The organism is Pseudomonas sp. MYb60, assembly GCF_002979555.1.
In the GTDB taxonomy this organism is placed as follows: Bacteria; Pseudomonadota; Gammaproteobacteria; order Pseudomonadales; family Pseudomonadaceae; genus Aquipseudomonas.
In genome coordinates this window covers 12,644-31,130 of sequence record NZ_PCOZ01000004.1, presented here as the reverse complement: position 1 = coordinate 31,130, position 18,487 = coordinate 12,644, and the positions used below count along the sequence as shown (strand labels likewise).

Sequence of the window (18,487 nt, the reverse complement as noted above, 5' to 3'; positions counted from 1 at the left end):
GGAGTTTGATGACCATGAGTGTGGAAACTCAAAAGGAAACCCTGGGCTTCCAGACCGAGGTGAAGCAACTGCTGCACCTCATGATCCATTCGCTGTATTCCAACAAGGAAATTTTCCTTCGCGAATTGATCTCGAACGCCTCTGACGCTGTCGACAAGTTACGTTTCGAAGCCCTGTCCAAGCCTGAGTTGCTGGAAGGTGGCGCCGAACTGAAGATCCGTGTGAGCTTCGACAAGGACGCCAAGACCGTCACCCTCGAAGACAACGGCATCGGCATGAGCCGCGAAGACGCGATTACCCACCTGGGTACCATCGCCAAATCCGGCACGGCTGACTTCATGAAAAACCTTTCGGGCGACCAGAAGAAAGATTCCCACCTGATCGGCCAGTTCGGCGTGGGCTTCTACTCGGCCTTCATCGTTGCCGACAAAGTCGAAGTATTCAGCCGTCGTGCCGGCGTCGACGCCAGTGAAGGCGTGCATTGGTCGTCCAAAGGCGAAGGCGAATTCGAAATCGCCACCGTCGAGAAGGCTGACCGCGGCACCCGCATCGTGTTGCACCTGAAAGACGCTGAAGATGAGTTCGCCGACGGTTACCGCCTGCGCAACATCATCAAGAAATACTCCGACCACATCGCTTTGCCGATCGAGCTGCCAAAAGAACAGGCCGCTGCCGAAGGCGAGGAGAAACCTGCCCTGGAATGGGAAGTGGTCAACCGCGCCAGCGCCCTGTGGACCCGTCCACGCACCGAGGTGAAGGACGAGGAATACCAGGAGTTCTACAAGCACATCGCCCACGACTATGAAAACCCGCTGAGCTGGACCCATAACAAGGTCGAAGGCAAGCTGGAATACACGTCGTTGCTTTACGTGCCAGCCCGTGCGCCATTCGACCTGTACCAGCGTGAAGCGCCGAAAGGCCTGAAGCTCTATGTGCAGCGCGTGTTCGTGATGGACCAGGCCGAATCCTTCCTGCCGCTGTACCTGCGGTTCATCAAGGGTGTGGTCGACTCCAACGACCTGTCGTTGAACGTGTCGCGGGAAATCCTGCAGAAAGACCCGATCATCGACTCCATGAAGTCGGCGCTCACCAAGCGCGTCCTCGACATGCTGGAAAAACTGGCGAAGAACGAGCCCGAGCAATACAAGGGCTTCTGGAAAAACTTCGGCCAGGTCATGAAAGAAGGCCCGGCGGAAGATTTCGCCAACAAGGAAAAAATCGCCGGCCTGCTGCGGTTCGCCTCGACTCAAGGCGAGGGTGGCGAGCAAGTGGTGGCCCTGGCCGAGTACCTGGCACGCGCCAAGGAAGGTCAGGACAAGATCTACTACCTGACCGGCGAATCCTATGATCAGGTCAAAAACAGCCCGCACCTGGAAGTCTTCCGCAAGAAAGGCATCGAAGTGCTGCTGCTGACCGACCGTATCGACGAGTGGCTCATGAGCTACCTCAGCGAGTTCGACGGCAAGACCTTTGTCGACGTGGCCCGTGGTGACCTGGACCTGGGTAACCTGGACTCCGAAGAAGACAAGAAAGCCGCTGAAGAAGTGGCCAAGGCCAAAGAAGGCCTGGTGGAGCGGATCAAGACGGCATTGGGCGAGTCCGTCAGCGAAGTGCGGGTTTCCCACCGCCTGACAGACTCCCCGGCGATTCTGGCCATTGGCGAGCAGGACCTGGGCATGCAGATGCGTCAGATCCTGGAAGCCAGCGGCCAGAAAGTGCCGGATTCCAAGCCGATCTTCGAATTCAACCCGGCTCACCCGCTGATCGAGAAACTCGATGGCGAACAGAGCGAAGAGCGTTTTGGCGACCTGTCGCACATCCTCTTCGATCAGGCGGCCCTGGCCTCCGGTGACAGCTTGAAGGACCCGGCTGCCTACGTGCGCCGCCTGAACAAGCTGTTGGTTGAACTGTCGGTTTGACCCTGATGTAGAAAAACCCGCTTCGGCGGGTTTTTTCATTCTAGTGCACCTCAACTGGAGTAAATGATGAGCCAAGTCACTGTGCGTTCCGTGGTCTATCAGATTGATGGCCAGTCCTACGAAAGTCGCCTCGCGTTCGCCGCCAGCCACCAAGGCCCGCTGCCGGGCCTGTTGATGGCGCCCAATTGGATGGGGGTGAGTGCGGGTGCGGAAGAGATTGCCAAGAGCGTGGCCAGCAAGGGCTATGTGGTACTGATTGCCGATTTATACGGGCAGACCGTGCGCCCGACGAATGGCGATGAAGCCGGCGCGGCGATGATGCCGTTGAAGAATGACAACCCGAAGCTGCTCAAGCTGATGCAGGCTGCCTTGGAGCAACTGCAAGGCCAGGCCGAAGTCGACACGTCGAAGTTGGCGACCTTCGGTTTCTGCTTTGGCGGTTTCTGCTCGCTGGAGCTGGCGCGTACCGGAGCGCCGTTGAAGGCCGCGGTTTCGTTCCACGGCACCATCGATACCCAGAACCCCGCGGGCGCGAAACACGTCAAGGGTTCAGTGTTGGTGCTGCATGGCGCTGCCGATCCGTTGGTGCCGAGAGAGCAGCTGCCTGCGTTTGAAGAGGAGATGAATGCAGCCGGTGTGGATTGGCAATTGCACAGCTTTGGCGGTGCGGTGCACTCTTTTACCGACCCGCATGCCAATGTGCCGGGCAAGATGATGTACGACGCCAAGACCGCCAAGCGGGCGTTCAAGTTGATGCATGATGTGCTGGATGAAGTGTTCGGGGGCTAATTTTTAGCGTCTGATCCGGCCTCATCGGGGGCAAGTCCCCTCCCACATGTAACCGCGTTCCTTCTGAAGAAATACGGTCAAAATGTGGGAGGGGGCTTGCCCCCGATTGCTATCTCACAGGCAGCTCAATCCTGTCTGTTTCACCCGGCACCGTCGGCCAATCCCCAGCCGCCCAGCGCTGCCTGGCCTGTTCGATCCGCACAGGATCACTCGCGACAAAATTCCAGTTGATCCGCCGTGGCCCGTCCAACGGCGCGCCACCGAACACCACCAAGTGGCAGTCGGTCTCGGCAAACAACGCCATTTCCTGGCCCTCCGGCAATACCACCAGGCTGTGCACCTCCAGCGCTTCACCGTCCAACTGCGCCTCACCCTCCAGCACATACACCGCGCGTTCCTCGTGCTCATCGGGAATCAGCAGGGTCGTGGCGGTCTGCATCTGCACATCGGCATACAGCGTGGGCGACAGCACCGGTACCGGTGACTTGAGGCAAAACCCAGTGCCGGCGATCAGGCGAATCTGCACGCCCAGGTTGTCACTCACCGGCAGGCTCGCCGCAGGGTGATGGCTGTAGTGGCCGGGGCCGGTTTCGTGGTCCTGGGGCGATGCCAGCCACACTTGCAGCCCGTGCAGGTTGAAACCGCTGGCCTTGAGCGCCTCGGGGGTGCGTTCGACGTGGGCAATTGCGCTGCCGGCGGTCATCCAGCTGACATCGCCCGCCTGCACCACTTGGTCTGAGCCCAGGCTGTCTTTGTGCTGCAGCGCGCCTTCGAACAAGTAGGTGAGGGTGCTCAGGCCGATATGCGGGTGCTGGCGGATATCCATGCCGGTGCCTGGCGCATAGTGGGTGGGGAGCATATGGTCGAAGAACACGAAAGGGCCGACGCTGCGACATTCCCGCGACGGCAGCGGTCGCAGGATCGGCTGGCCTTCGACATCTTCGGGGCGAGGGCGGATCACGGTGAGGGTGGTCATGGTGCGTCCCAGTCTGAGCGGGTTGTATAGCTCAAAGCATAACCCGCTCAGTAGGATGTTGCTGCTACTGGCTGAAGGCACCTTCCGACAATTTCGTGTCGATGCTGATCTCGGCGGTCGTCATCAGCTTGTGCACCGGGCAGCGATCGGCCACACGGTGGAGCTCGTCGCGTTGTCCGTCGGTGAGCACGCCCTTGAGCGTCAGCTTGACGTTGAGCTTGTATTTGCCCTTTTGCTCTTCAGTGGCGTCATGAGTGACTTCCACGGTCACGCCGGTCAGCGGGATGTTTTTCTTCTGCGCGTAGAGCTTGACCGTCAGCGCCTTGCACGACGCCAGCGCGGCATCGAAATAGTCATGAGGGGAGGGCGCCGAATCGTCGCCACCCAGGCTCTTGGGCAGGTCGGTGAACAATTCGTGATTATCGATGTTCAGGCTGTGGCGGAAGTTGTCCTGGTTCAGGGTGTTTACGGTAACGGGCATGGCAAACCTCACACGGTGGCAGTAAGAGCGTCATGCAGTTATAGAGCATGCTGGCACTCCGGTGTTCCTCCTTTTTTGATAGATGAACCCTGACGGGGCGGGCGAGGTCTACCCGTATCAGTTCCCATCGAGGTTTTACCGTGCCCTGGTCCCGCCTGAGTCTTGCCCTGTTACTCGCTGCCACCAGCCTGGCTGTTCAGGCCCGGGACTATGTCTACAGCGATGCGCACCTGCATTACGTGGATTTTTTCCAGGAAACCGCGGGCATGGAAAAACTGCTCGAGGCCATGGCACAGAGCCGTATCGAGCATGTGATGATTTCCGGTGTCCCCGTCGCCAAAAAGTGGCACGAGGATGAGCCCAAGCGGCCACGCTACTATGCCGGCGACGACGCTGATGCCTACTGGTACAGCGCCACCGATGTCATCGTGGCGGCGGCGATCAACAAGCTGACGCCGGAGCAACGCGGGCGCTTTCATCCGTTCCTGTCGGGCTTCAATCCCAACGACAAGAATTCCGCCGCGCATATCCAGCGCATGCTCGACCTGAACCCCGGCTTGTGGCAAGGCATCGGGGAGGTCTTCACTCGCCATGATGACCTGACCGCCCTGACGGCCGGCGACACCCCGCGTGCCAACAACGAAGCCATGACCCGCATCTACCACTTGGCGGCCGAAAACGACCTGCCGGTGATGCTGCATTCCAACATCACCTCCAAGCGCGAGCGCAACCCGCTGTACCTGGCCGAAGTCGAAGAGCCGTTGCGCAATCATCCGCACACCCGGTTTATCTGGGCGCACGCGGGCACCAGCAAAGAGATTCATCGGCATCAGGTGCAGATGGACTTCTTGCTGCCCACCTTGAGCCGAATGCTGGAGGCGTATCCCAACCTGTACATCGACCTGTCCTGGAGCGTGCTCACGCCGTATCTGCTGGATGAGGGGGGCAAGCCTCGGCCGGAGTGGGTATCGCTGGTGGAGCGCTTCCCGGAGCGCTTCATGCTGGGGTCGGACGTGGTAGGGCGCTTCAACAAGTTGGGTAGGGAAATGCACCGGTTTGATCCGTTTCTGGACGCGCTGCCGGAAGCAGTGGCGCGTAAAGTCGCCCGTGACAACTTTCTGGCCGTCCTGCCCAAGCCTCGCGGCGATGAACGGGCTGATTGATATCGCGTTTTTGTCTTATGTAAATCCATCCCCTGGCCGATACCTTTCAAGACAAGCCAGCTGCAAATGGATGCAGCGCATTTGGAAGGAATCCGGGCATGAGTATCCGCAGTCTGAATATCGCCCCCCGCGCCGGGTTGGGGTTTGGTGTACTCGCGTTAATGGTGTGTGCCCTGGGCGGTTTCGCCTTGTTGCAAATGGCCAACATGCGCCAGCAGTCGGACCAGGTGGAAAACAACTGGCTGCCCAGTGTGATGGCGGTGGGGGAGATGAGCCAGGATCTGTTGCGGATACGCGCGCTGACCTTGCGCTTGCTGCTGAACCGCGACTCCCAGGCGCTGGCCCAGAATGAACAGAAACTCACTGACCTCAAGAATGGCCTGCACCAGGCCCAAACGCTTTACGAGGCGCTGATCGTATTGCCCGAGGAGCGTGCGCTGTTCGACCGCTTCAAGGCGCAGGAGCAGCAATACCTGCAGCGCCAGGAGCAGGTGATGGGGTTTTCCAGGGCCAATCAACTCGACGAGGCGATCAGGGTGGTCAACGGCGAGATGAACCAGTTTGCCGATGAAATGGCCACTACCCTGTATGCGCTGGTCAACCTCAACAAGGTCAATGCCAACCACGCGGCGAACCTGGCGCAAAGCGTGTTCAGTCAATCCCGCAATTGGGTGATCGGCATGATCGTGCTCACAGCCTTGGTGACCATCGGCCTGGCAGCGTGGCTGACCCGCAGCATCGTGCAGCCGCTGGGGCAATCACTGAGGGTCGCCCAGGGCGTCGCCAGTGGCGACCTGACCGGCGAGATCCGCGTCAGTGGCAAGGATGAGCCTGCTCGCTTGCAGCAGGCCCTCAAGGATATGCAGGAAAACCTGCGCGATACCCTCCGGCGCATTGCTGAGTCCTCCAACCAATTGGCGTCGGCTTCTGAAGAGCTCAGTTGCGTCACCGAGGACGCCACGCGGGGCCTGAACCAGCAGAACCAGGAAATCGAGCAGGCCGCGACGGCGGTCAACCAGATGACGGCGGCGGTGGAGGAGGTGGCGAGCAACGCAGTGGCCACGTCCCAGGCTTCCCGCGAGTCTGACCGCATTGCCCAGCAGGGACGCGAGCAGGTGCAGCAGACCGTCGTCTCGATCGAGGCGCTGGCAACCGATGTGACGGATAACGTGACGCAGGTCGAAGATTTGGCGCAGAAGGTCTATGGCATCAGCAAAGTCCTCGACGTGATCCGCTCGATTGCCGAGCAGACCAACCTGCTGGCGCTGAACGCGGCCATCGAGGCGGCGCGGGCCGGGGAGGCCGGCCGTGGCTTTGCGGTGGTCGCCGATGAAGTGCGCGCCCTGGCGCACCGCACCCAGCAGTCGACCCGGGAAATCGAGCAGATGATCAGCGGGATCCAGCACGGTACCGATCAGGCGGTCAGTTCGATGCAGCAGAGCAACACGCGCGCGCGCTCGACCCTGGATATCGCCAAGTCGGCAGGGACGGCGTTGGAGGCGATTGCGTCAGCGTTTACCTTGATCAATGAGCGCAACCTGGTGATCGCCAGTGCGTCGGAACAACAAGCGGCGGTGGCGCGGGAGGTGGATCGCAACCTGATGAACATCCGCGACCTGGCGCACCAGACCTCAGCCGGGGCGAACCAGACCAGCGCGGCGAGCCAGGAGCTGTCGCGGTTGGCGGTGGACCTGAATACCCTGGTGGCGCGGTTTTCCGTGTAGGGCTGGGCACCGATGAGGCCCTCCCGGCCACACAAAACCTTCACCCATAAAAAAGCCCCGAACCAGTCGGGGCTTTTTCATGCGATCAAGCGTCAGGCCTTACTTGCCCTGCCAGCGTTTCAGCACCAGGGTAGCGTTAGTGCCACCGAAGCCGAAGCTGTTGCTCATCACGGTATCGATCTTGGCGTTTTCAACCGTCTTGAGCTGGATCGGCATGTCAGCGACAGCCGGGTCCAGTTCGTCGATGTTGGCCGAGCCGGCAATGAAGTTGCCTTCCATCATCAGCAGGCAGTAGATCGCTTCGTGAACGCCGGCGGCGCCCAGGGAGTGACCCGACAGGCTCTTGGTGGAGCTGATGGCCGGGGCCTTGTCGCCGAATACCGCACGCACGCCTTCCATTTCCTTGGCGTCGCCGACCGGAGTCGATGTGCCGTGGGTGTTCAGGTAGTCGATTGGGGTATCCACGGTGGACATGGCCATCTGCATGCAGCGGATGGCGCCTTCGCCGCTTGGCGCAACCATGTCGTAGCCGTCGGAAGTCGCGCCGTAGCCGACGATTTCCGCGTAGATCTTGGCACCACGGGCCAGAGCGTGTTCCAGCTCCTCGACCACTACCATGCCGCCACCGCCGGCGATGACGAAACCGTCACGCTTGGCGTCGTAGGCGCGGGAGGCCTTTTCCGGGGTTTCGTTGTACTGGGTGGACAGTGCGCCCATGGCGTCGAACAGGAACGATTGGCTCCAATGCTCTTCTTCACCGCCGCCGGCGAACACGATGTCCTGCTTGCCCAGCTGGATCTGCTCGACGGCCGTACCGATGCAGTGAGCACTGGTGGCGCACGCCGAGGAGATCGAGTAGTTCACGCCCTTGATGGCAAACGGCGTGGCCAGGCAGGCCGATACGGTGCTGCCCATGGTCCGGGTTACACGGTACGGGCCAACGCGCTTCACGCCTTTTTCGCGCAGGATGTCCAGCGCTTCCATCTGGTTCAGGGTGGATGCGCCGCCCGAACCGGCGATCAGGCCGGTGCGTACGTTCGAAACCTGGTCGTCGCTCAGGCCGGAGTCGGCGATGGCGTCTTTCATGGCCAGGTAGGCGTAGGCGGCAGCGTGGCCGACGAAGCGATAGATCTTGCGATCGATCAATTCTTCGAGGGGCAGGTCGATGGAGCCGGAAACCTGGCTACGCAGACCCATTTCGGCATATTCCGGGTTGAAGCGGATGCCAGGGCGACTTGCACGCAGGTTAGCGGTGACGGTCTCTTTGTCATTGCCCAGGCAAGAAACGATGCCCAGACCAGTGATAACGACGCGGCGCATGCGGATAACCCTTAAAAGTTGTCAGTGGAAGTGAATACGCCGACCCGAAGGCCTTCGGCAGTATAGATCTCGCGACCGTCGACGCTCACCGAACCATCGGCAATGGCCAGGTTCAGCTTGCCCTTGAGGACGCGCTTGATCTGAATGTTATAGGTGACTTTCTTGGCAGTCGGCAGGACCTGCCCAAAGAACTTCACTTCGCCCGAACCCAGGGCGCGACCGCGACCCGGCAGGCCTTGCCAGCCGAGGAAGAAACCGACCAGCTGCCACATGGCGTCGAGGCCCAGGCAACCTGGCATCACAGGGTCACCTTCAAAGTGGCAGGCGAAGAACCACAGGTCCGGGGTGATATCCAGCTCGGCGACCAATTCACCTTTGCCGTACTTGCCACCCTCTTCGCTGATATGGGTGATGCGATCCACCATCAGCATGTTCGGGGCGGGCAGTTGCGCGTTACCTGGGCCGAACAGCTCACCGCGACTGCAGCGCAGCAGATCTTCCCGGGTAAAGGCGTTTTGTTTGGTCATGCGAGCTCCTCAATAATCCCATGCGGCAGGGTAGGGTAAATCTTCCCGAACCGAATGAAGCGTTCGTGCCTCATGTCGGCAGCCTACACATAGACTATTGCGTTGTAGTGAAAGTCACAGCGTCAAGGTACTGAATGTACACTTGTTCACTGAAATTTTAAACCGGGCCTGTTTATAGGCCCGTTCGGGTGCCTAAGACTGCCGCACTTTCGCCTTTCACGCCAGTCGGAGTTGGCTGATGGCGCGGCGCTACTGCACCCAGCGCTGCAGGATTTGCTGCAAATCCGTGCGTTTGAACGGCTTGGCCAGGTAATCGTTCATTCCCGCTGCCAGGCATGCCTCGCGATCACCCTGTAACGCATTGGCGGTCAGCGCGATGATCGGCAGGTCGGCGCAGCCTGGCAACTGGCGAATCTGGCGGGTGGCTTCATAGCCGTCAATCAACGGCAGGCGACAATCCATCAGGATGGCCGTGAAAATCAGGCTCTCGGCACTGCGGATCGCTTCGGCGCCGTCGGTGGCCAGGCTCACTTCAAAACCCAGGCTGCGCAGCATGGCTTCGACCACGGTGCGGTTGACCGGGTTGTCCTCCACCAGCAACACATGCCGGCCATCGCCAGCGCTGGCTTTGCCCTCGGCATGGCTGGCGATGGCCGGGACGCTGTGCTGGTCGATGGCCAGGGGAATTTCCAGGGTGAACACCGAGCCACGGCCTTCTTCGCTCTTGGCGCGCAAGGTACCGCCCATGCGTTCGGCCAGGGTACGGGCAATGGGCAGGCCCAGGCCGGTGCCGCCGTAACGTCTTGAAATGGAACTGTCGGCCTGCTGGAACGCGTCGAACATCAGTTCCAGGCGCTCGGCGGAAATCCCGATGCCGCTGTCACGCACGGTGCAGGTGAACCACACCAGCTCATGGTCAAGGGTCTGCCAATGCGGCTCGACGCTCACGGTACCGTGCTCGGTGAACTTCAGCGCGTTGCCGATCAGGTTGACCAGAATCTGGCGGATGCGGGTCGGATCACCCAGCACCCGCAGGCTGTCCATGCCTTGCGCAGCCCCCAGTTTGAGCGCCAACCCACGCTGCTGGGCGCTGTGTTGGAAAGCCTGGGCGCAGCTGTTGATAAGGTCTGCGAGGTTGAACGGAATGTGCTCAAGTTCCAGGGCCGCCCGTTCGATGCGCGAGAAGTCGAGGATGTCGTTGATCACCTTGAGCAAGTGCTCGGTGGACTCGGAGGCCAGCGCCGCATATTCGGTCTGCTCCTCGGTCATCTCGGTGGTTTCCAGCAATTGCAGCATGCCCAGTACGCCGTTCATCGGCGTGCGCAGTTCGTGGCTCATCATCGCCAGGAAGTCCGACTTGGCGTTGTTGGCGCGCTCGGCTTCCTCACGTGTCTGGATCAATTGCGCCATGGCCTGCTGCTGTTCGCGGCTGGCTTGGTTGAGGCCTTCGGCGAGGTTGTTGATATGCCGCGACAGGTCACCCAGCTCCGAGTCGTCCACGATCGGCAGGGGCGTCTTGTAGTCGCCTTGCTGGATTGCTTTCACCGCGTTGCCCATGGCGCTGATCGGTTGCGACAGGCTGGCGGACAGGCGCCTGGCCAGCAGAAAGGTAAACAGCAGGGCGAACAGCGCGAGAATGCCGGCCTTGAACAGGATGTCTTGCTGGCGTTGGCTGAAGGCATCGTTGGACATGCCGACGATCACGCGTCCGAGGTAGTCCGCGCGAGGCGCCTTGGATTCGTTGAGGTTGTCCTGGAAGAAGTCATTGCCCAATTGGATATGTTGCAGGCGGATCGGCGCCTGGAACACTTTTACCGACATCGAGCGGTCGTGCCGTTCCGACGGCTGCTCGACATACACCAGAATATTTTCGCTGCTGTCCTGGATCTCCAGGAAACGCACGTGGGGCGTGGCCAGTGTGGCGCGCAGCAGGCTGTCGAGCACGTCGTTGTTGCCGGAAATCACCCCGTATTCGGTGGCGGGAGCCAGTTGGTTGGCGATCAGTTGGCCGGTGTGGTCCAGTTCCTGGCGCAGGTCCTGGAGGCGCACGAAGGTGAAGAAGCTGATCAGCAGCAAGGTCAGCAACAGCGCCGGACCTAGGGTAATGAGCTGGGTGCGGGTATTGATATCCCAACGACGACGCAAGGTCATGGGCGTTTTTCTCCTTCGGCCAAGCGGGCGGCGACGCCGGTTTCATCCACCTGTTCGATCCCCAGTGAGCGCGCGACTTGAGGGTTGCCCACGACTTTAAAGTGATCCGGGTACAGCGAGTGCGGCCAGTTCGCCGGCGGCTGGTCCAGCAGGCGGTCAAGCACGGCCAGCCAGTCGGCCTGGTCGCTGTAGGTGCTGGCCAGGCTGCCAGCACGCACGAACCCGGCATTGGGCCCCACCAGCGGCAATTGCTGGCTGTAGCTGCTCAGCAGCAGGTTCTTGGCGGTTTTCGGGTTGTACAGTTGCGGGTCATCAAGTCCGAGTAGCACGTCGCTGCTGCGCAGCAGGGTTTGCAGCGGGCGACTGTCATTGATGTTGTCCCAGCGCTGCGGCACGATCTCCAGCTCCAGCGGCGCGGCGTGCCGGCGCAGTTCAGGCAGCAGGAATTCGCTGTCGTGCCCATAGAGCACGCCGATGCGTCGCGCCTGCGGCAGGATGCTGGCGATCAACTGCAACTGGCGCGACAGGGGTGGGTCGCTCCACAACAGGCTAATGCGGGGTGGACGGGTGGTGCCCAGGCGCTCATGGGCTTGCAGGCGGCTGATGCGCAGCACCAGGGTCGGCGGGCCCTGGGTGTCCTGCAGGCGCCAGTCGAGGCCGGGCAGGTCCAGCAGGATCAGGCGCGTGGTGGCCGGCAAGCGATCGGGCGCCGGCAAGGCATTGAGGGGAGTAAAGGTGACGCGGTCTTGCGGGCGTTGCCGAGCCAGGGCTTGGGCGAAGGCCTGCACGCCAGCACCGTCTTCGGCGGCCGTCAGCAGGATGTCGGCGCTCCACGCGGGTGCCGTCAGCATCAGGCACGCCAGCAGCGTAGCGCGGCGCCAGAACCGGTGAATGAATCGGGAAGTCATCCGTGACAAGTTGCCCATATCAGAACTCTAACTCCGCGCTGAAGTAGAGCACGTGGCGATGATCATAATGGTTGTCGGCCCAGGTAGTGGGCTGGTTGTCGAGGCGTTGCTGCAACATGCCGGCCAGCTCCACGTTGGCTTTGCCCAGGGCGATGCGCTTGGCGACCCGCAGGTCGGCGCGTTCGTAGCGATAGCCGTTGAGGGCATCGTTGCCATAGTAGAACAGCGCACTCGACCAGCCTTGCCCCCATTCCCGCAGCCAGCCGGCGGAGCCACTGTTGCGCGCGGTTTGCAGCTTGTCCCGCGGGTTGCTGCTGGTGGCGTCGACATAAGCATAGGTGAGCCGCAGGCGGTCGGCATTGCTCACGCGCCAGTCGAATTGCGACTCGGCCCCGGTGAACCGCGCGCTGTTGGCGTTGCTGGCAATGTACTGGTTATTGCGCAGGGGCGAGCTGATCATGTCGGTGATTTCGTCATAGAACAGTTTCACGTCCAGGTTCAGCCCGAGGTCGGCGAAGAAGCCGTTGTACCCCAATTCCCGGGATTTCATCAGCTCTTTATCGAGATTGCCCGGGCCACGGGTCTTCACGAAGTACTGGCCGCTGGTCTGGCCGTAGGCCGGCGAGCTCAGGTTGGTGACGCGATAGCTCCAGTTGACGTTGTTTTCGAACATGTCCGGTGAGCGGATGGCTTCCGAGTACACCGCGCGCAGGCCGTGTCGCGGGTTGATCAGGTAGTTGACCGCCATCCGTGGCGTGAGCGAGTGGCCGCTCAGTTGAGTGTCTTCGAACATGGCGCCGCCTTGCAGCAGCCAGTGCTCGCTGGCGCGCCACTCCAACTGACCGAACAAGCGCCAGGTGGTATCGTCCAGGGTGCCGTTGAAATAGGTGTCGGACTCGGCGCGGTCATAGCGGTAGTTGAGACCGCTGACCAGGCGCAGGCTGTCGGACAGGCTCAGGGTGTCCTGGAGCTCCAGGTCATAGCGGCTTTCGCGGGTGCTTTGATCGATGTCACCGCAGACGCTTTGGCTGGCACCGTTGCGCCATTGGTCCAGCACCTGGTTGGCCAGCGCCCGCTCGGCGGCGCTGCCGGGGGGTGCGGTGCCTTGGCTGTAAGTGTCCATGTGCCGCGCCAGCAATTCGGCGTAGTTCGGATTGAGTTGCCACAGTTGGGTCAACTCGGGGCTGAACGAGACCTTGGCGTCGCACGCTTTCCAGACTTGCCGGCGGTTCCATTGCTGGGCCGATCCTTGGATATACAGGCTGTGATCGGCGTTGAAGTCGAAGTTCCAGCGCAGCGAGCCGGCGTAGTCCTTGGCCGCGACGTCGGAATTGGTACCGGCTTCGGTAATGCCGGCAAATACCGGGGTGTAGGTATAGGGGCGTTGGTTGGTGCCTTCCTTGGCATTCAGCTGCCAGTCGATGCTCTGTTGCGCGTTCAGCGTCTGGCTCACGGCCAGGCTGAAGCGATTCAGGCGGCGGCTGTCACGGCGGTCGGCGCCAGCGGCGTCGCTGTCGAAACCCTCATCCTGTTGCCCGGACAGGGACAGGCGCAGATCACCGCTGTCCCACGCCGCGCCCTGGCTGGCGTAAAAGTCATTGATTCCGCGCTCGCCCCGCACCACCTTCACCCGCGTGCCCTGACTGTTGGCCGGCGAGCGGGTAAGAATGTTGACCACCGCCATCAGCGCATTGGCGCCGTAGCTGACCGTGTTGGGCCCACGGAACACCTCGATGCGCTCGATATCTTCCATGGCCACCGGAATATCGCTCCAGTCCACGGTCGCCAGGCCGGCGCGGTACACCGAGCGCCCGTCGATCAACACCTGCATGCGCCGCGCATCGCTGGCGCTGGTGCCATGGTAATTCACCGCCGCCTGGTTGCCGGTGGTGTAGCCCACCATCATGCCTGGCACCAGGCGCAACAGTTCGCTGATATCCCGCGCGCCGCTGGCCTTGATCAATTCGCTATCGATCACGGTCATGCTGCCCGGCACGGCGGCGGCCGATTGCTTGAGGCGTGTGGCCGTCAACACCTGGGGCAGCGGCGGGTTGTCCAGGAACAGGTCATCGGCCAGCGCAGGCGCACTGCACAGCAGCATCAGCAACAGTGATGAACGGGGAGGAGCGCCCAAATGCACGGAACGGCCTTGATAATTGCGGATAGCCGCCCATGTTAACTGAGGTGGGGGCTTTTGCCAGTCGTCGAACTTGCAATTACTTCACACAAAGGTGGCATTTTCCGACAGGCTCACGAATTGATGCGGGGGCTGGCCGACAGCGGGTCGGCCCGTATAATGCCGCCATCGCCACTGGTATGGATTAACGGATTGCATATGACTGAACAGCGCCCAATTGCGGTCCTGGGAGGCGGAAGTTTTGGTACCGCCGTGGCAAACCTGCTGGCCGAGAACGGCCACGCAGTGCGCCAGTGGATGCGTGATCCCGAGCAGGCCGAGGCCATCCGGGTCAACCGGGAAAATCCGCGTTACCTCAAAGGCATCAAGATTCACCCGGCAGTCGAGCCCGTCACCGATCTGTTGGCGACCCTCACCGACAGCGACCTGTGCTTCGTCGCGCTGCCGTCCAGCGCCTTGCGCTCGGTGCTGGCGCCCCATGCCGAGTTGCTGGCGGGCAAGCTGCTGGTCAGCCTGACCAAGGGCATCGAGGCGCAGACGTTCAAGCTGATGAGCGAAATCCTTACCGAGATCGCCCCGCAGGCGCGCATCGGCGTGCTGTCCGGGCCTAACCTGGCGCGGGAAGTGGCCGAGCACGCGCTGACCGCCACCGTGGTGGCCAGTGAAGACGAAGCGCTGTGCGAGCGTGTGCAGGCGGTGCTGCATGGCCGTACCTTCCGGGTCTACGCCAGCGGCGACCGCTTCGGCGTGGAGCTGGGCGGGGCGCTGAAGAATGTCTACGCGATCATTGCCGGCATGGCGGTGGCGCTAGGCATGGGCGAAAACACCAAGAGCATGCTGATCACCCGCGCCCTGGCCGAGATGACCCGCTTTGCGGTGAACCAGGGGGCCAACCCGATGACCTTTCTTGGGCTGGCGGGCGTGGGTGACCTGATCGTCACCTGCTCATCGCCGAAGAGCCGCAACTACCAGGTCGGTTTCGCCTTGGGCGAGGGGTTGAGCCTGGAGGAAGCGGTGACGCGCCTGGGCGAAGTGGCCGAAGGGGTCAACACCCTCAAGGTGCTCAAGGCCAAGGCTCAGGAGGTTGGCGTGTACATGCCGCTGGTCGCCGGGCTGCACGCGATTCTGTTTGAAGGGCGCACCTTGAACCAGGTCATTGACCTGTTGATGCGGGCCGAGCCCAAGACTGACGTCGATTTTATTTCCACCAGCGGTTTCAACTGAGGAACACGCCATGAATGATCCGAAAGCAGCACCCAAGTATGAATCCATTGTGTTGCGCATCCTCTGGATGCTGGTGTTTGCGCTGGTGTGGCAGGTCGCGCAGTTCCTGCTCGGCGCCCTGGTGATCGTGCAACTGATCTACCGCCTCGTGTACGCGGCGCCAAACCTGGGCTTGATGAACTTTGGCGACAGCCTCAGCCAGTTCCTGGCGCAGATCGGCCGTTTCGGCAGTTTCCATACCGAGCAGAAACCCTGGCCGTTCGCCGACTGGCCTACCCCGCGCGCACCCGAGGGCGAAGCCGCCCACAGCGTGCCGCCGGCACCGCACCCCGTGCGTGATGAAGAGCCAAAGCTGTGAAAGTGTGGATCCTGCGCCACGGCGAGGCTGAAGGGCATGCGCGCACGGACGCCGAACGCAACCTCACCGAGCACGGCCGTGGCGAGGTACTGCGCAGTGCCGCGCACCTGATCGGCAAGCCCATCAGTGCGATCCTCGCCAGCCCTTATGTGCGGGCGCAGCAAACCGCCGGGCTGGTGCGTGACGCGCTGGGTTTCGAGCCGCAGATCCGCACCTTGCCGTGGCTGACCCCGGAGGGCAATCCGCAGCAGGTGCTGGAACAACTCGACACCGATGACAATGTGCTGCTGGTCAGCCATCAGCCGTTGGTGGGCAGCCTGATCAGCTTTCTGCAGCACGGTCATCAGCGCCAGCCACAGCCGATGCACACCGCGAGCCTGGCGGAGTTGGAGGGGGATTTCCCGTTGGCCGGGCTGATGAGCCTGGTCAGTGTGAAGAATCCTTAGGAAGGATGGCTTCAGGTCGGTTTTGTGGCAGGATTAGGGTCATCATAAAACCAACAAGGACTACCCCATGAGCCTGTGGCGCACCCAACCGAATATCGAGCAGCTCAACGCCCACCAGAAAAACACCATCGGTGAATTGCTGGATATCCGCTTCGAAAGCTTCGACGACGATTCCCTTACCGCCAGCATGGTGGTGGACCCTCGCACCCATCAGCCCTTCGGCCTGTTGCACGGCGGCGCGTCGGTGGTGTTGGCAGAAAGCGTAGGCTCCATGGCGGCGTTCCTGTGTGTCGATACCCGCAAATTCTATTGCGTGGGGCTGGAGGTCAATGCCAATCACCTGCGCGGGGTGCGCAGTGGGCGGGTGACGGCGGTGGCGCGGGCGATCCATATCGGTCGCACCACCCAGGTGTGGGACATCCGCCTGACCAGCGATGACGGCAAGCCCAGTTGCATATCGCGCCTGACCATGGCCGTGGTGCCCCTGGGCGAGAACCCGCCGGTTCGATAGGCGTGGCGGGAGTGTCATCATTCCTGGCAGTTACAGTCATTGCCGGGCTGCCCACGGCTGGCGACAATCGAGCTCTGTTCTCGCAGGTGGATCCGGTATGTCGCAGCACGTGTTTTTCGCCCACGCCAATGGCTTTCCCTCGGCCACCTACGGCAAATTGTTTGCCGCCCTGGCCCCGGAATATGCCGTGGCGCATTTGCCCCAGCACGGCCACGACCCGAGGTTCCCGGTGGATGACAACTGGCAGAACCTGGTGGACGAACTGATCCACCATCTGCAACAGCAGCCGGAACCGGTATGGGGCGTGGGCCATTCCCTGGGCGGCGTGCTGCACTTGCACGCGGCGTTGCGCTGCCCACAGTTGTATCGTGGCGTGGTGATGCTCGACTCGCCCGTGCTGACCCTTGCCGACCGCTGGGTGATCCGCGCAGCCAAGCGCTTCGGGTTTATCGACCGCCTGACCCCGGCAGGGCGCACCCTGGGTCGGCGCGAAGAGTTCACCGACCTGGACGCGGCACGCAGCTATTTCGCCGGCAAGACCTTGTTCCGGGGCTTTGACCCCGACTGTTTCGACGCCTACCTGCAACATGGCCTTCACCAGGTGGGTGACCGCCTGCGCCTGCGCTTCGACCCGGCCACCGAGATCAGCATCTACCGTGGCGTGCCCCACACCAGCCCGGGCCAGGTGCGCCAACTGCAAGTGCCGCTGGCGGTGGTGCGCGGGCGCCAGAGCCGGGTCGTGATGCGTCACCACGCCAGTGGCGTCGGGCGCCTGCCCCTGGGCGAAATGCACAGCATGCCAGGCGGCCATATGTTCCCGCTGGAACGCCCCCAGGACACCGCAGCCCTGATCAAGACCCTGTGCGCCCGCTGGGACGCCCGCGAGCGCGATTGCGCATGAGCACGCCGGTCGAAGAAGTGCGCCTGAGCCTGCCCCATATCGAACTGGCGGCCCACCTGTTCGGCCCTGAAGACGGCTTGCCGGTGATCGCCCTGCATGGCTGGCTGGACAACGCCAACAGCTTCGCGCGGCTGGCGCCGAAGCTCGAGGGGTTGCGCATCGTCGCCCTGGACATGGCCGGGCATGGGCATTCGGGACATCGGCCTGTCGGCGCCGGCTATGCCTTGTGGGATTACGTCTACGACGTGCTGCAAGTCGCCGAGCAACTGGGCTGGAAACGTTTTGCATTACTTGGGCATTCCCTCGGCGCCATCGTCTCCCTGGTGTTGGCCGGTGCGTTGCCGGAGCGGGTGACACACCTGGGATTGATCGACGGCGTGATCCCGCCCACCGCCAGCGGCGAGAACGCGGCCGAACGAATGGGCATGGCGCTGCAGGCGCAACTGAACCTTCAGGACAAGCGCATGCCCGTGTACAACAGCCTGGATCGCGCGGTGGAAGTGCGCATGAAAGGCTTGGTAGCCGTCAGCCGCGAAGCCGCCGAACTGCTGGCCCAGCGCGGTTTGATGCCGGTACCGGGTGGCTACACCTGGCGCACCGACAACCGGCTGACCCTGGCTTCGCCGGTACGTCTGACAGACGAGCAAGCGATGGCCTTCGTACACCGGGTGAGTTGTCCGACGCAGTTGGTGGTGGCTGCCGACGGCATGGTGGCGAAACATCCAGAGTTACTTTCCCGGCTGCCCTTTACCGTGACTACGCTACCTGGCGGCCATCATTTGCACCTGAATGACGAGCCCGGCGCGGCTCTTGTTGCAGACTGTTTCAATCGGTTCTTCTCCGCGCCTTGACTTGGGCCGGTCAACTGCCGAGGCTGGGCGGATTGAAAGGGAGTCAACCATGAACAATCTCAACACTGCTGTGACCTCCATTGGCCAGGGCTCGTTGATCC

The 18,487-nt window shown here is 61.9% G+C and carries 17 protein-coding genes and 1 pseudogene; 11 read left to right on the top strand and 7 right to left on the bottom strand.

What is annotated here, in order from left to right; genetic code table 11:
* Positions 1 to 14 precede the first annotated feature (14 nt).
* Positions 15 to 1,919, top strand: a complete 1,905-nt coding sequence (gene htpG / locus CQ041_RS07855) for a molecular chaperone HtpG (RefSeq protein WP_105522575.1) — start codon at positions 15 to 17, stop codon at positions 1,917 to 1,919.
* Positions 1,920 to 1,985: 66 nt separating this feature from the next.
* Positions 1,986 to 2,708, top strand: coding sequence for a dienelactone hydrolase family protein (locus CQ041_RS07850; RefSeq protein WP_105522255.1), 723 nt, complete (start codon positions 1,986 to 1,988; stop codon positions 2,706 to 2,708).
* 109 nt (positions 2,709 to 2,817) lie between these two features.
* Here CQ041_RS07850 and CQ041_RS07845 read toward each other — a convergent pair whose 3' ends face one another.
* Positions 2,818 to 3,684, bottom strand: a complete 867-nt coding sequence (locus tag CQ041_RS07845; RefSeq protein ID WP_105522254.1) for a pirin family protein — start codon at positions 3,682 to 3,684, stop codon at positions 2,818 to 2,820.
* 64 nt (positions 3,685 to 3,748) lie between these two features.
* Positions 3,749 to 4,165: an OsmC family protein gene (locus CQ041_RS07840; RefSeq protein ID WP_105522253.1), complete on the bottom strand. Its 417-nt coding sequence runs from the start codon at positions 4,163 to 4,165 to the stop codon at positions 3,749 to 3,751.
* 140 nt (positions 4,166 to 4,305) lie between these two features.
* Here CQ041_RS07840 and CQ041_RS07835 point away from each other — a divergent pair, with 140 nt between their 5' ends.
* From CQ041_RS07835 to CQ041_RS26780, 3 genes and pseudogenes are all read left to right on the top strand, one after another.
* On the top strand, positions 4,306 to 5,328 hold the full coding sequence (locus tag CQ041_RS07835) for an amidohydrolase family protein (RefSeq protein WP_105522252.1): 1,023 nt from the start codon (positions 4,306 to 4,308) through the stop codon (positions 5,326 to 5,328).
* Positions 5,329 to 5,426: 98 nt separating this feature from the next.
* Positions 5,427 to 6,197 (top strand): annotated as a pseudogene (locus CQ041_RS26785) (MCP four helix bundle domain-containing protein); the annotation flags it as partial.
* The gene (locus CQ041_RS26780; RefSeq protein ID WP_371923008.1) at positions 6,189 to 7,052 is read left to right on the top strand and encodes a methyl-accepting chemotaxis protein; all 864 of its coding nucleotides are present in this window, start codon (positions 6,189 to 6,191) and stop codon (positions 7,050 to 7,052) included. The pseudogene CQ041_RS26785 and the gene CQ041_RS26780, both read left to right, overlap by 9 nt.
* A gap of 99 nt (positions 7,053 to 7,151) precedes the next feature.
* Here the strand turns inward: CQ041_RS26780 and fabB are convergent, their stop codons facing one another.
* The 5 genes from fabB to CQ041_RS07805 all read right to left on the bottom strand — a co-directional run bounded on the left by fabB (position 7,152) and on the right by CQ041_RS07805 (position 14,059).
* Positions 7,152 to 8,372, bottom strand: a complete 1,221-nt coding sequence (gene fabB / locus CQ041_RS07825; RefSeq protein WP_105522250.1) for a beta-ketoacyl-ACP synthase I — start codon at positions 8,370 to 8,372, stop codon at positions 7,152 to 7,154.
* A gap of 11 nt (positions 8,373 to 8,383) precedes the next feature.
* Positions 8,384 to 8,899 (bottom strand): 3-hydroxyacyl-[acyl-carrier-protein] dehydratase FabA, encoded by a 516-nt coding sequence (gene fabA, locus CQ041_RS07820; RefSeq protein WP_010211704.1) that lies wholly within the window; start codon positions 8,897 to 8,899, stop codon positions 8,384 to 8,386.
* 249 nt (positions 8,900 to 9,148) lie between these two features.
* Positions 9,149 to 11,050 (bottom strand): ATP-binding protein, encoded by a 1,902-nt coding sequence (locus CQ041_RS07815; protein WP_105522249.1) that lies wholly within the window; start codon positions 11,048 to 11,050, stop codon positions 9,149 to 9,151.
* Positions 11,047 to 11,976 carry an ABC transporter substrate-binding protein gene (locus CQ041_RS07810; protein WP_105522248.1) on the bottom strand — a complete coding sequence of 310 codons (930 nt, stop codon included), beginning with the start codon at positions 11,974 to 11,976 and terminating at the stop codon, positions 11,047 to 11,049. Before CQ041_RS07810 ends, CQ041_RS07815 begins: the two co-directional genes overlap by 4 nt.
* Before the next feature lies 1 nt (position 11,977).
* Entirely contained in the window at positions 11,978 to 14,059 is a 2,082-nt protein-coding gene (locus tag CQ041_RS07805) for a TonB-dependent siderophore receptor (RefSeq protein WP_105522247.1), read from the bottom strand.
* A gap of 234 nt (positions 14,060 to 14,293) precedes the next feature.
* On the opposite strand from CQ041_RS07805, the gene CQ041_RS07800 reads away from it, so the two are divergent.
* From CQ041_RS07800 to CQ041_RS07775, 6 genes are all read left to right on the top strand, one after another.
* Positions 14,294 to 15,319, top strand: coding sequence for an NAD(P)H-dependent glycerol-3-phosphate dehydrogenase (locus tag CQ041_RS07800; protein ID WP_105522246.1), 1,026 nt, complete (start codon positions 14,294 to 14,296; stop codon positions 15,317 to 15,319).
* 10 nt (positions 15,320 to 15,329) lie between these two features.
* Positions 15,330 to 15,677, top strand: coding sequence for a DUF4389 domain-containing protein (locus tag CQ041_RS07795; RefSeq protein WP_105522245.1), 348 nt, complete (start codon positions 15,330 to 15,332; stop codon positions 15,675 to 15,677).
* Positions 15,674 to 16,123 carry a phosphohistidine phosphatase SixA gene (gene sixA, locus CQ041_RS07790; RefSeq protein ID WP_105522244.1) on the top strand — a complete coding sequence of 150 codons (450 nt, stop codon included), beginning with the start codon at positions 15,674 to 15,676 and terminating at the stop codon, positions 16,121 to 16,123. The genes CQ041_RS07795 and sixA overlap by 4 nt, the downstream gene beginning before the upstream one ends.
* Before the next feature lie 67 nt (positions 16,124 to 16,190).
* The gene (locus CQ041_RS07785; protein ID WP_105522243.1) at positions 16,191 to 16,634 is read left to right on the top strand and encodes a hotdog fold thioesterase; all 444 of its coding nucleotides are present in this window, start codon (positions 16,191 to 16,193) and stop codon (positions 16,632 to 16,634) included.
* 97 nt (positions 16,635 to 16,731) lie between these two features.
* Positions 16,732 to 17,535, top strand: coding sequence for an alpha/beta fold hydrolase (locus tag CQ041_RS07780; protein ID WP_105522242.1), 804 nt, complete (start codon positions 16,732 to 16,734; stop codon positions 17,533 to 17,535).
* A complete protein-coding gene (locus tag CQ041_RS07775) occupies positions 17,532 to 18,386 on the top strand; it encodes an alpha/beta fold hydrolase (protein ID WP_105522241.1) in 855 nt (284 codons plus the stop codon). Before CQ041_RS07780 ends, CQ041_RS07775 begins: the two co-directional genes overlap by 4 nt.
* Positions 18,387 to 18,487 lie beyond the last annotated feature (101 nt).

Bases quoted from the DNA above. Each gene is read 5' to 3' on its own strand.
- fabB (WP_105522250.1), bottom strand. From the start codon at position 8,372: ATGCGCCGCGTCGTTATCACTGGTCTGGGCATCGTTTCTTGCCTGGGC.
- CQ041_RS07775 (WP_105522241.1), top strand. From the start codon at position 17,532: ATGAGCACGCCGGTCGAAGAAGTGCGCCTGAGCCTGCCCCATATCGAA.
- CQ041_RS07780 (WP_105522242.1), top strand. From the start codon at position 16,732: ATGTCGCAGCACGTGTTTTTCGCCCACGCCAATGGCTTTCCCTCGGCC.
- CQ041_RS07785 (WP_105522243.1), top strand. From the start codon at position 16,191: ATGAGCCTGTGGCGCACCCAACCGAATATCGAGCAGCTCAACGCCCAC.
- CQ041_RS26780 (WP_371923008.1), top strand. From the start codon at position 6,189: ATGCAGGAAAACCTGCGCGATACCCTCCGGCGCATTGCTGAGTCCTCC.
- CQ041_RS07795 (WP_105522245.1), top strand. From the start codon at position 15,330: ATGAATGATCCGAAAGCAGCACCCAAGTATGAATCCATTGTGTTGCGC.
- htpG (WP_105522575.1), top strand. From the start codon at position 15: ATGAGTGTGGAAACTCAAAAGGAAACCCTGGGCTTCCAGACCGAGGTG.
- CQ041_RS07845 (WP_105522254.1), bottom strand. From the start codon at position 3,684: ATGACCACCCTCACCGTGATCCGCCCTCGCCCCGAAGATGTCGAAGGC.
- CQ041_RS07850 (WP_105522255.1), top strand. From the start codon at position 1,986: ATGAGCCAAGTCACTGTGCGTTCCGTGGTCTATCAGATTGATGGCCAG.
- CQ041_RS07840 (WP_105522253.1), bottom strand. From the start codon at position 4,165: ATGCCCGTTACCGTAAACACCCTGAACCAGGACAACTTCCGCCACAGC.
- fabA (WP_010211704.1), bottom strand. From the start codon at position 8,899: ATGACCAAACAAAACGCCTTTACCCGGGAAGATCTGCTGCGCTGCAGT.
- CQ041_RS07800 (WP_105522246.1), top strand. From the start codon at position 14,294: ATGACTGAACAGCGCCCAATTGCGGTCCTGGGAGGCGGAAGTTTTGGT.
- CQ041_RS07810 (WP_105522248.1), bottom strand. From the start codon at position 11,976: ATGGGCAACTTGTCACGGATGACTTCCCGATTCATTCACCGGTTCTGG.
- CQ041_RS07805 (WP_105522247.1), bottom strand. From the start codon at position 14,059: ATGCTGCTGTGCAGTGCGCCTGCGCTGGCCGATGACCTGTTCCTGGAC.
- CQ041_RS07815 (WP_105522249.1), bottom strand. From the start codon at position 11,050: ATGACCTTGCGTCGTCGTTGGGATATCAATACCCGCACCCAGCTCATT.